This window comes from Streptomyces recifensis, from assembly GCF_002154615.1.
Classification (GTDB): domain Bacteria; phylum Actinomycetota; class Actinomycetes; order Streptomycetales; family Streptomycetaceae; genus Streptomyces; species Streptomyces griseoluteus.
On the sequence record NZ_MUNH01000359.1, the window covers coordinates 1 to 11,493 of the forward strand.

At 72.3% G+C, this 11,493-nt stretch carries 12 protein-coding genes; 10 read left to right on the forward strand and 2 right to left on the reverse strand.

The features are described 5' to 3' along the window. The 4 genes from CCN33_RS19075 to ilvD all read left to right on the forward strand — a co-directional run. Positions 1-722, forward strand: a 722-nt coding sequence (locus tag CCN33_RS19075; protein ID WP_107483960.1) for a Ppx/GppA family phosphatase, incomplete at its 5' end; no start/stop codon positions are given. 84 nt (positions 723-806) lie between these two features. Then, positions 807-1,619, forward strand: a complete 813-nt coding sequence (locus CCN33_RS19080; protein ID WP_086694787.1) for a sugar phosphate isomerase/epimerase family protein — start codon at positions 807-809, stop codon at positions 1,617-1,619. After that, complete coding sequence (locus tag CCN33_RS19085; RefSeq protein WP_086694788.1) at positions 1,616-2,221, forward strand: TetR/AcrR family transcriptional regulator; 606 nt, start codon at positions 1,616-1,618, stop codon at positions 2,219-2,221. The genes CCN33_RS19080 and CCN33_RS19085 overlap by 4 nt, the downstream gene beginning before the upstream one ends. Positions 2,222-2,387: 166 nt before the next feature. Continuing rightward, complete coding sequence (gene ilvD / locus CCN33_RS19090; RefSeq protein WP_086694789.1) at positions 2,388-4,241, forward strand: dihydroxy-acid dehydratase; 1,854 nt, start codon at positions 2,388-2,390, stop codon at positions 4,239-4,241. 37 nt (positions 4,242-4,278) lie between these two features. On the opposite strand, the gene CCN33_RS19095 is transcribed toward ilvD, so the two are convergent. Next, a complete protein-coding gene (locus CCN33_RS19095) occupies positions 4,279-6,393 on the reverse strand; it encodes a serine/threonine-protein kinase (RefSeq protein WP_086694790.1) in 2,115 nt (704 codons plus the stop codon). A gap of 205 nt (positions 6,394-6,598) precedes the next feature. On the opposite strand from CCN33_RS19095, the gene CCN33_RS19100 reads away from it, so the two are divergent. The 6 genes from CCN33_RS19100 (at position 6,599) to proC (ending at position 10,880) form a co-directional block, all read left to right on the forward strand. Beyond that, positions 6,599-6,910, forward strand: coding sequence for an SH3 domain-containing protein (locus tag CCN33_RS19100; protein ID WP_086694791.1), 312 nt, complete (start codon positions 6,599-6,601; stop codon positions 6,908-6,910). Positions 6,911-6,955: 45 nt separating this feature from the next. Then, positions 6,956-7,468 (forward strand): hypothetical protein, encoded by a 513-nt coding sequence (locus tag CCN33_RS19105; RefSeq protein ID WP_086694792.1) that lies wholly within the window; start codon positions 6,956-6,958, stop codon positions 7,466-7,468. Positions 7,469-7,543: 75 nt separating this feature from the next. Further along, positions 7,544-8,341, forward strand: a complete 798-nt coding sequence (locus tag CCN33_RS19110) for a class I SAM-dependent methyltransferase (protein WP_425275855.1) — start codon at positions 7,544-7,546, stop codon at positions 8,339-8,341. Between the two features lie 116 nt (positions 8,342-8,457). Beyond that, a complete protein-coding gene (locus tag CCN33_RS19115) occupies positions 8,458-9,246 on the forward strand; it encodes an ABC transporter ATP-binding protein (RefSeq protein ID WP_086694794.1) in 789 nt (262 codons plus the stop codon). Further along, positions 9,243-10,004, forward strand: a complete 762-nt coding sequence (locus CCN33_RS19120) for an ABC transporter permease (RefSeq protein ID WP_086694795.1) — start codon at positions 9,243-9,245, stop codon at positions 10,002-10,004. The genes CCN33_RS19115 and CCN33_RS19120 overlap by 4 nt, the downstream gene beginning before the upstream one ends. Before the next feature lie 63 nt (positions 10,005-10,067). Beyond that, positions 10,068-10,880 carry a pyrroline-5-carboxylate reductase gene (gene proC, locus CCN33_RS19125; RefSeq protein ID WP_086694796.1) on the forward strand — a complete coding sequence of 271 codons (813 nt, stop codon included), beginning with the start codon at positions 10,068-10,070 and terminating at the stop codon, positions 10,878-10,880. A gap of 204 nt (positions 10,881-11,084) precedes the next feature. Here proC and CCN33_RS32530 read toward each other — a convergent pair. Next, a partial coding sequence (locus tag CCN33_RS32530; protein ID WP_208621797.1) for a hypothetical protein occupies positions 11,085-11,493 on the reverse strand: 409 nt, incomplete at its 5' end.

Consider the following 11,493-nt stretch of genomic DNA (forward strand, 5'->3'; position numbering starts at 1 on the left):
GCGTGGAGGACCTGCTGCCGTTCGCCACCTCCGCCGTGCGCGAGGCCCGCAACGCCGACGACGTCCTGGCGCGCGTCGCCGACGAGACCGGCGTCCGCCTCCAGGTGCTCAGTGGCGCCGAGGAGGCCCGGCTCACCTTCCTCGCCGTCCGCCGCTGGTTCGGCTGGTCCGCGGGCAAGCTGCTCGTCCTCGACATCGGCGGCGGCTCGCTGGAGATCGCCTACGGCATCGACGAGGAGCCCGACGCGGCCGCCTCCCTGCCGCTCGGCGCCGGCCGCCTCACCGCGGGCTGGCTGCGCCAGGACCCGCCGACGCCGGACGAGGTGCGCGCGCTGCGCCGCCACGCGCGCGCGGAGATCGCCCGCACCGTCGGCGAGTTCAGCCGGTTCGGCGCCCCGGACCATGTCGTCGCCACCTCCAAGACCTTCAAGCAGCTCGCCCGGATAGCGGGCGCCGCGCGGGACGCCGACGGCCTCTACGTACAGCGCGAGCTGAAGCGGGAGTCGCTGGAGGCATGGGTGCCCCGGCTCGCCGCGATGTCCGCGGCGCAGCGCGCCGAGCTGCCCGGTGTCTCCGAGGGGCGGGCCGGGCAGATCCTCGCCGGCGCGCTGGTGGCCGAGGGCGCGATGGACCTGTTCGGCGTGGAGAGCCTGGAGATCTGCCCGTGGGCGCTGCGCGAGGGCGTGATCCTGCGGCGCCTGGACCACATGGGCTCGGCGTGAGCCCCACGCGGGCCGCGATGGCGAAGCTCACACCGGCCCGTGGACACCCCTCGTCCCCGGTACCCCACCCCGTAAGGTGTCTCCGTGGCTGAACCAAGGGACGTAAAGGTCGCCCTGTCGACGGCCTCGGTCTACCCGGAGTCGACGGCGACGGCCTTCGAGATCGCCGCGCGCCTCGGCTACGACGGCGTCGAGGTCATGGTGTGGACCGACCCCGTCAGCCAGGACATCGAGGCGCTGCGCCGCCTCTCCGACCACCACGGCGTGCCGATCCTCGCCGTGCACGCGCCCTGCCTGCTGATCACCCAGCGGGTGTGGTCCACCGATCCCTGGACCAAGCTGCGCCGCGCGCGCTCGGCCGCCGAGAAGCTGGGCGCCTCCACCGTCGTCGTCCACCCGCCCTTCCGCTGGCAGCGGCAGTACGCCCGCGAGTTCGTCGACGGCATCTGGCGCATGGCCGACGAGACCGACGTGCGGTTCGCCGTGGAGAACATGTACCCCTGGCGCTACCGCGACCGCGAACTGCTCGCCTACGCCCCCGAGTGGGACGTCACCAAGGACGACTACCGGCACTTCACGATCGACCTCAGCCACACCGCGACCGCCCGCACCGACGCCCTCGGGATGATCGACCGCATGGGCGACCGGCTCGGCCACGTCCACCTCGCCGACGGCCGGGGCTCCGCCAAGGACGAGCACCTGGTGCCCGGCCGCGGCACCCAGCCGTGTGCCGAGCTGCTGGACCGGCTCGCCCGCACCGGCTTCGACGGCCATGTCGTCATCGAGGTCAACACCCGCCGGGCCATGTCCAGCGCTGAACGCGAGGCCGACCTCGCCGAGGCCCTCGCCTTCACCCGCCGCCACCTCGCGGCCACCTCGCGGGTGCCCCGGCCGTGAGCGAGCCCACCGCGCGACGCCGGGGACGGCCCCCGCGCGCCGAGTCCGGCGACACCCGCGACCGCATCCTCGGCGCCGCCCGCGAGGAGTTCTCCGAACGCGGTTACGAGAAGACCTCCGTACGCGGCATCGCCAAGGCCGCCGGGGTCGACTCCGCGCTCGTCCACCACTACTTCGGCACCAAGGAGCAGGTCTTCGAGGCCGCCGTCTCGGTCGCCTTCGCGCCCGCCCTCGCGGCGCCGGCCGCGATCGCCGAGGGCCCGCTGGACTCCGTGGGGGAGCGGCTGACCCGGTTCGTGCTGGGCCTGTGGGAGAACCCCGCCACCCGTACGCCGCTGCTGGCCATCGTCCGCTCCGCCGTCAACAACGACACCGCCGCCGCCGTCTTCCGCCGGCTGATCTCCGCCCAGCTCCTGCTGCGCATCGCCGGGCGCCTGGACGTGCCGGACGCCGAGCTGCGGGTCGAGCTGGCCGCCGCGCAACTGGTCGGCACGGCAATGCTGCGCTACGTGATCAAGGTGGAGCCGCTGGCCTCGGCCGACCTGGAGCGGATCGTGGCCCGGCTGGCACCGGTGGTGCAGGGACACCTCACGGGGGAGTGAGGCGCGGGCGCGGCGGGAGAGCGGCGCGGGGGCGCGGCGGAGCCCGGCGGCCAAGACGTCCGTCCCGGATTCCGGACACTTCGTCCCGCCCCGTGGATGACCGGCGTACGCTCGGCATCAGTCAGAAGTCTCTCTGACCCGACTTCTCACGAAGGAGCGAGCGACGATGCCCGAGCTGAGGTCCCGCACAGTCACCCACGGCCGCAACATGGCGGGCGCCCGCGCCCTTATGCGTGCCTCGGGTGTACCGGGTGCGGACATCGGCCGCAAGCCCGTCATCGCGGTCGCCAACTCCTTCACCGAGTTCGTCCCCGGGCACACCCACCTCCAGCCGGTCGGCCGCATCGTCAGCGAGGCGATCACGGCCGCGGGCGGCATCCCGCGCGAGTTCAACACCATCGCCGTGGACGACGGCATCGCCATGGGCCACGGCGGCATGCTCTACTCCCTGCCCTCCCGTGACCTGATCGCGGACTCGGTGGAGTACATGGTGGAGGCCCACTGCGCCGACGCCCTGGTCTGCATCTCCAACTGCGACAAGATCACTCCGGGCATGCTGATGGCCGCGCTGCGGCTGAACATCCCGACCGTGTTCGTCTCCGGCGGGCCCATGGAGTCCGGCCGCGCCACCCTGGTCGACGGCACCGTGCGCACGCTGGACCTGGTCGACGCGATCTCCGACGCGGTCAACGACAAGATCTCCGACGAGGACATCCTCCGCATCGAGGAGAACGCCTGCCCGACCTGCGGCAGCTGTTCCGGCATGTTCACCGCCAACTCGATGAACTGCCTCACCGAGGCCATCGGCCTCTCCCTGCCCGGCAACGGCTCGGTCCTCGCCACCCACACCGCCCGCCGCGCCCTCTACGAGGACGCCGCCCGCACGGTCATGGACATCACCCGCCGGTACTACGAGCAGGACGACGACACCGTCCTGCCCCGCTCCATCGCCTCCTTCGCGGCCTTCGAGAACGCGATGGCGCTGGACATCGCCATGGGCGGCTCCACCAACACGATCCTGCACCTGCTGGCCGCCGCCCAGGAGGCGGGCGTCCCCTTCGGCCTCCCCGAGATCGACGCCGTCTCCCGCCGCGTCCCGTGTCTCGCCAAGGTCGCGCCCAACGTGGCGAAGAACCGCACGTACTACATGGAGGACGTGCACCGCGCCGGCGGCATCCCCGCCCTCCTCGGCGAACTGCACCGCGCGGGGCTCCTCAACGAGGACGTGCATTCCGTCCACAGCCCGTCGCTGGCCGACTGGCTGAAGACCTGGGACGTGCGCGGCGGCTCCCCGTCCGCCGAGGCGGTCGAGCTGTGGCACGCGGCCCCCGGCTGCGTCCGCTCCGCCGAGGCCTTCTCCCAGTCCGAGCGCTGGGACTCCCTGGACGAGGACGCCGAGGGCGGCTGCATCCGCTCCGCCGAGCACGCCTACTCCAAGGACGGCGGCCTCGCCGTCCTCAAGGGCAACCTCGCCGTCGACGGCTGCGTGGTGAAGACCGCGGGCGTCGACGAGTCGGTGTGGACCTTCGAGGGGCCCGCCGTGGTCTGCGAGTCCCAGGAGGAGGCCGTCCAGCGCATCCTCACCCAGGAGGTCAAGGACGGCGACGTGGTCGTCATCCGCTACGAGGGCCCCAAGGGCGGCCCCGGCATGCAGGAGATGCTCTACCCGACCTCGTACCTCAAGGGCCGTGGCCTCGGGAAGACCTGCGCCCTGATCACCGACGGCCGCTTCTCCGGCGGCACCTCGGGCCTCTCCATCGGCCACGCCTCCCCCGAAGCGGCCTCCGGCGGCACCATCGCCCTGGTCCAGGACGGCGACCGCATCCGCATCGACATCCCGGGCCGCACCATCGACCTCCTGGTGGACGACGCCGAACTCGCCCGCCGCGAAGCCGAGTTGAACGGCGTCTACGCCCCCGCCAACCGCACCCGCAAGGTCTCCGTCGCCCTGCGCGCCTACGCGGCCATGGCCACCAGCGCCGACAGGGGCGCCGTCCGCGACGTCTCCCTCCTGGGCTGACCCCCTCGGGCCTTCCGGCGGCCGGTGCGCTCCACGCTCACCAGGCCGCCGGATCACCCGTGTCCACCGCGAACACCGACCCGTCCGGCGCCCCCGCGTACACATGGCCCAACGCCAGCACCGGCGTCGGCAGCCCCGCCGTCACCCGGTCCGCACGAGCGCCGAGCCGGGGACGGGTCTGGCCCGCGAGGGTGCCCCGGCGGGCGTCCACCGCGAGCAGCCGCCCGTCGGCAGCCGAGAAGTACACCCGCCGCCCGTCCGTCACCGGCACCGAACCCCGGCTCACCGTCGTCTCCAGGTGCCACAACGGCTTGCCGGCCGCCAGGTCCACCGCGTCCAGCCCCCCGTTGGCCGCGAGCAGGTACACCACCCCGTCCCGCACGGTGGCCTGAGCGTCCGTCCGCGGCCCCAGCAGCGGAACCCGGCGCGTCGCCCCCGACTTCACCTCGTACCGCACCAGCCCCCTGGTGTCCCCGTACACCGGGTCCTCGTCGAGGAGGTACACGAACCCGCGCTCCGCGCCCACCGGTTCGACCATGCCGGACATCCGCTCGCCCCACCGCACCGCCCCCGACACCGGATCGAACGCCGTGACCCGGGTGCTCCGCCCGTCCGCCGAGGTCACCGTCGCGTACCCGTCGCTCCCGGCGCCGAAGGCGTCGATCCGCGGCCGGGTCCCGTCCGGCAACGGCAGCCGCCACCTCTCCTTCCCCGAACCACTCTCCGCGCCCATGACCACCCCGTCCGAACGGGTCGTCACCAGCGTGTCCCCGATGTACCGCGTCCCGGTGTCCCCGGTCAGCTTCCGCTCCCCGCGCGTACGCCCCGTGCCCGGATCGAGCGCCGTGAGCCGCCCGCTCTGGTTCCGCAGCCGCAGTGCCCCGCCCGACAGCACCGGCGGATCACTCCACAAGGCCCCGGCGAACGTCCGCCGCCACACCACGGACCCCTTCACCGGGTCCAGCGCGAAGACCGCCCCGTCCGCCGTGCACAGCAAGTCGCCCGCGCCGAACACGCACCGGGGCGCGCCGGGCACGCCGGCCACCGCCGCGGACCGCCACCCGTCGAACCCGGCCGCCGTCACCGCCGGAACCGCCTGCGGCCGCGCCCCCTGCCCGGCTCCGGCCCACTGCACCGAGGCCACCACCCCGCCGACGGCCAGCACCGCGGCGGTCGCTGCCAGCACCGCCCGCCCACGCCACCGAAACCGCTTCGGCGGGGCCGGCTCGGGCGCGGCACCGGCCTCCTCTCTCGGCGGGGCAGCCTCATCCCCGTCCGCCGCTCCCTCCCGCTGCGCCGGTATGAACGCCTGCGTGTCGTACGACGCCGCCACCGAACGCAGCGCCAGCATCAGCTCGTCCGGCGTCGGCCGGTCCTCCGGCTCCTTCGCCAGACAGCGCCGCACCAGCGGCGCGAGCCCAGCCGGCACCCCGGCCAGCTCCGGCTCGTCGTGCACCACCTGATAGGCCACGACATACGGACTGTCCGAGTCGAACGGCCCCCGCCCGGTCGCCGCGTGCACGATCACCGACCCGAGCGCGAACACGTCCGCCGCCGGCCCCACCTCCCGAGGCCGCCGGAACTGCTCCGGCGCCATGAACGGCGGCGTACCGATCAACTTCCCCGTCTCGGTGCGCAGTTCGCTGTCCTTCGGTCGGGAGATCCCGAAGTCGATCACCTTCGGGCCGTCCTCGGCCAGCAGCACGTTCCCCGGCTTGAGATCCCGGTGCACCACACCGACCCGGTGGATGTCCCTCAGCGCCTCGGCGAGCCCGGCCATCAGCCGCCGCACCTGCGCGGGCTCCATCGGACCGTTCCGCTTCACCTGCTGCGACAACGTCGGCCCGGGGATGAACAGCGTCGCCATCCACGGGCGCGCCGCCTCCGGGTCCGCGTCCACCACCGGCGCGGTGAAGGCACCGCTCACCCGCCGCGCGGCCGCCACCTCCTGCCGGAACCGCCCCCTGAACTCCGGGTCCCGCGCGAACTCCGCGTGCACCACCTTCACCGCCACCCGCATCCCGGAGGCGCTGCGGGCCAGATGCACCACGCCCATCCCGCCGGAACCGAGCCGCGACTCCAGCCGGTAGTGACCGGCGTACTCCGGAAGTTCCGCTTCCGCGCCGGCTCCGGTGCTGTGCCGTGGCGCCATGGACCACCCCCGTGCTCATCGGCCGCGCGCGCGACGAAGGGAGCCTATTCGATTGCCCGTACGAGACCGAGGCGGCTTGCTAACCTCCGCCTGCGAGTCGCGGCGCAGCCGCGGCCCGCCCGCCCGTCCGGCACCGTCACGCGATGCCCGGCGAGCGGCGTCACCACCCCGTGGCCGTCACGGGGTGTCACGGGGGAGGTATCTCATGTCCGACGACCACGCGCCCACGATTTTGGCCGAACCGGCGGCCACCACCGCCACGGCCTCCGCGCCCCGCTTCCCGATCGCACCGGGTGTCACTCTGAACGTCCGCAGCGGCCCCGGCACCGGCTACGGCATCGTCCGCACGCTGCCCGCCGGCTCCAGCGTCACCATCTACTGCCAGACGCCCGGCACCACGGTGACCGGCCCGTACGGCACCTCCAACATCTGGGACAACATCGGCTCCGGCGAGTACGTGTCCGACGCCTATGTGCACACCGGCAGCGACGGCTACGTGACCGGCCGCTGCGGCTGACGCCCCGCCCCGGAGCCCGTCGGACGGCGGAGCCATAATCGACGCGTGAGCGACGAGACCGGCACCGACATCACCCCGGCGGGCTCCACGGGCGGCCCCCGCCCCGAACCCCTCCGCTTCTTCGGCACGACCTGGGTGGACCACACCGGCGGCTATGCGGTCCGGCGGGCCGCCGTCGCCCTCGGCGCCCTCGCGGCGGCCGCCGTCTCCTGCCTGATCCTGCGCCTCGCCTACCAGGGCCTCCAGATCGCCGGCACCGGCTCCTTCGTGACCGTCCTGGTCATCGCCATGTTCGCGATATGCAGTGCGCTCGCCTTCCGCACCACCTGGGACAACTTCGGCCGCCGCCCCGACCCCGAGCGCCAGGCGCGCCTGCGCGGCCTGCTCGCCGTCGGCTTCGTCGGCATCCTCCTCGCCTGGTCCGCCCGCTCCCTCACCGAGGCGCCCGGCGAGAAACTGCACCGCACCGAGTACGACACGGCCCGCGCCGAGTACGAGCGCACCCAGTCCCGGCGCACCGGCAACCCCGCGAAGGCGCGCAAGAAGCGCCGCGCCTGATCCCGGCGGCGGCACCGCGGCGACCGGTCCGAAACCACTGTCCCCACCGTCCCCGCGCCGAGCACCATGGGCGGCATGACCGCACCAGAGGCCCCCACCGCCAGCGCCCGCGCCCACTCCTTCAACGCGGCAGCCGCGCAGTACGCCGAGAACCGCCCCTCCTATCCGCCCGCGCTCTTCGGCACCGTCGAGGAACTCACCGGCCGCCCCCTGACCGGAGCCCGAGTCGTGGACGTGGGCGCGGGCACCGGCATCGCCAGCGAGCTGCTGCACCGGCGGGGCGCCGACGTCCTCGCCGTCGAGCCGGGCGCGGGTATGGCCGCCGAGTTCCGCCGCCGGAACCCGCACATCCCACTGGTCCGGGGCAGCGGCGACGCCCTTCCCCTGGCCGACGCCCACGCCGACCTCGTCACCTACGCCCAGGCATGGCACTGGACCGACCCGGACCGCTCGGTGCCCGAGGCGCTGCGGGTGCTGCGGCCGGGCGGCGCGCTCGCGCTGTGGTGGAACACCGATGCCACCGACGTGGACTGGATCGCCGCGGCAGCCGCGCGCGCCGCCCGCTTCCTCGGGCTGCCCGTGCACACCGAGCAGCGCAAGGCCGCCGACCGAGTCTCCGCCGCCGATCCCAGCGGCCGGCTCGACTTCACCCGGCGCTCGGTCCGCTGGAGCCGTCACGTGCCGCTCGACACCCACCTGGCCAACATCGGCAGTCATTCCGCTTTCCTCCTCGCCCCCGAGCCCGCCCGCACCGAATTTCTCGAAGCCGAGCGCGCCCACCTGATCAAGGTCTTCCCCGACGGCCTGGTCGAGGAGACGTACGAGGTGGTTCTGCTCGTCGCCACCACCCCGGAATCCCCGATCCGCCCCTGACCAGCCCCGGAGCCGGCCCCTGACACATCCCTGAGCCGAAACGGCCCGACCCTGACACGGCCCGTTGACGGCACCCCTTGACGGCATCCCGGCTCGGGCACATTATTCATCACGTGATGAATAATGTGCCCGAGCCACCCCAGCCGACGGCACCCGCTGCCGTCCGCGCCGCCGGCCTCACCGTCGTACGCGGCACCCGAACCGTCCTGAAGGACCTCCGCTTCACCGTCCCCCGAGGCCGGATCACCGGCCTGCTCGGCCCCTCCGGCTGCGGCAAGTCCACGCTGATCCGCGCCATCACCGGCACCCAGGCCAAGGTCACCGGCACCCTCGACGTCCTGGGCAGCCCCGCCGGACACCCCACCCTGCGCAGCCGCATCGGCTACGTCACCCAGGCCCCCTCGGTCTACGACGACCTCACCGTCGAGCAGAACCTCGACTACTTCGCCGCGATCCTGGACCCCGGCCGCGCCGCCGCGGACCGCCGCCGCGAACACGTCACCCGCGCCATCGCCGACGTCGACCTCACCGCCCACGCCCACGCCCTGGCCGGCAACCTCTCCGGCGGCCAGCGCAGCCGCGTCTCCCTCGCCGTCGCGCTCCTGGGCACCCCCGACCTGCTCGTCCTCGACGAACCGACCGTCGGCCTCGACCCCGTACTCCGCCGCGACCTTTGGAACCTCTTCCACGAACTCGCCGACCGCGGCACCACCCTCCTCGTCTCCTCCCACGTCATGGACGAGGCCGAGCGCTGCCACCGCCTCCTCCTCATGCGCGAAGGACACGTCCTCGCCGACGACACCCCCGAGAACCTGCGCACCCGTACCGCCACCGACACCGTGGAGGCCGCCTTCCTGCGCCTCGTCGACGAAGCGGACGACCGCACTAAGGAGCCGACCCGATGAGCACGACGAGCCCCGCCGCATTCAGCAGCGCCCACACCACCGCCACCGCGGCCCGCGTCCTGCGCCAGCTCCGCCACGACCCCAGGACCATCGCCCTGATGCTCCTCGTCCCCTGCCTGATGCTGGTCCTGCTGCGCTACGTCTTCGACGCCAGCCCGCGCACCTTCGACAACATCGGCGCCTCACTGCTCGGCGTCTTCCCGCTGATCACGATGTTCCTGGTGACCTCCATCGCGACCCTGCGCGAGCGCACCTCGGGCACCCTCGAACGCCTCCTCGCGATGCCTCTCGGCAAGGCCGACCTCATCGCCGGCTACGCGCTCGCCTTCGGCGCCGTGGCCGTCGTCCAGTCCGCCCTCGCCACCGGCCTCGCCGTCTGGCTCCTCGGCCTGGACGTCACCGGCTCTCCCTGGCTGCTCCTGCTGGTCGCCCTCCTGGACGCCCTGCTCGGCACCGCCCTCGGGCTCTTCGTCTCGGCCTTCGCCGCTTCGGAGTTCCAGGCGGTCCAGTTCATGCCGGCGGTGATCTTCCCCCAGCTCCTCCTGTGCGGGCTCTTCACGCCCCGCGCGGACATGCACCCTCTTCTGGAGGCCGTTTCCGACGTACTGCCCATGTCCTACGCCGTCGACGGCATGAACGAGGTCCTCCACCACACCGAACTGACCTCGGTCTTCGTACGGGACGTGGTCATCGTCGCCGGATGCGCGCTGCTGGTCCTCGCCCTCGGCGCGGCCACCCTGCGCCGCCGCACCGACTGACGCCGCGTCCGCCCACCGGACGAACACCCCACCCGCCGCGTCGCCGGTGCGAGGATGAACCGCATGAGCCAGAAAGTCGCAGTCCTCGGCACCGGCAAGATCGGCGAAGCCCTGCTCAGCGGGATGATCCGAGGCGGCTGGGCGCCCGCCGACCTCCTGGTCACCGCCCGCCGCCCGGAACGCGCCGAGGAACTCCGTGCCCGCCACGGAGTCACCCCGGTCTCCAACACCGAGGCCGCCAAGAGCGCCGACACCCTGATCCTCACGGTCAAGCCGCAGGACATGGGCGTCCTGCTGGACGAACTCGCCCCCCATGTCCCCGCCGACCGGCTGATCATCAGCGGCGCCGCGGGCATCCCCACCTCGTTCTTCGAGGAGCGGCTCGCCGAGGGCACCCCGGTCGTCCGGGTCATGACGAACACCCCGGCCCTGGTGGACGAGGCCATGTCCGTCATCTCGCCGGGCAGCCACGCGACCGAGGAGCACGTCGCCACCGCCGAGGAGATCTTCGGAGCCGTGGGCCAGACGCTCCGCGTCCCCGAGGGCCAGCAGGACGCCTGCACGGCGCTCTCCGGTTCGGGCCCGGCGTACTTCTTCTATCTGGTCGAGGCCATGACGGACGCCGGCATCCTGCTCGGCCTGCCCCGCGACAAGGCCCACGAACTGATCGTGCAGTCCGCGATCGGCGCCGCCACGATGCTCCGCGACAGCGGCGAGCATCCGGTCAAGCTCCGTGAGAACGTCACCTCGCCGGCCGGTACGACCATCAACGCCATCCGCGAGCTGGAGAACCACGGGGTACGGGCGGCCCTCATCGCGGCCCTGGAAGCGGCCCGCGACCGCAGCCGCGAGCTGGCCTCCGGCAAGAAGGACTGACCTCGACAAGATCTCGATGGAGGGGGTTGACACTCCCTCCCTGGGTGCGTAATGTACTCCGAGCTGTCCGACGTGAGCGCCGACTCCGGTCGGTCCCCGGACAGCCATCTCGCAAGACCCACCACTCATCGACACTCGCTGTCGCATGCGTGTGTGCGCATTTGCGAAATGAGGAATCCGCGTTCGAAAGGACGCAGCCCCCGATTAGCTCGGGAGCCGGGAATCCGCTAAAGTCTCACTCGTCGGAACGGCCCAGCGGGCCGGGAAGACCACCCCCTCTGACTGGGAATCAGACGCCGAAAGGATCTGATAGAGTCGGAACCGCCGGAAAGGGAAACGCGAAAGCGAAGAACTGGAAAGCACCGAGGAAATCGGATCGGAAAGATCTGATAGAGTCGGAAACACCGAAGGGAAGCCCGGAGGAAAGCCCGAGAGGGTGAGTACAAAGGAAGCGACCGTTCCTTGAGAACTCAACAGCGTGCCAAAAATCAACGCCAGATTTAGTTGATACCCCGTCTCCAGCATCTGCTGGGACGAGGTTCCTTTGAAAAAACACAGCGAGGACGCTGTGAACCATCGGACTATTCCTCCGGTGGTTCCGCTCTCGTGGGTG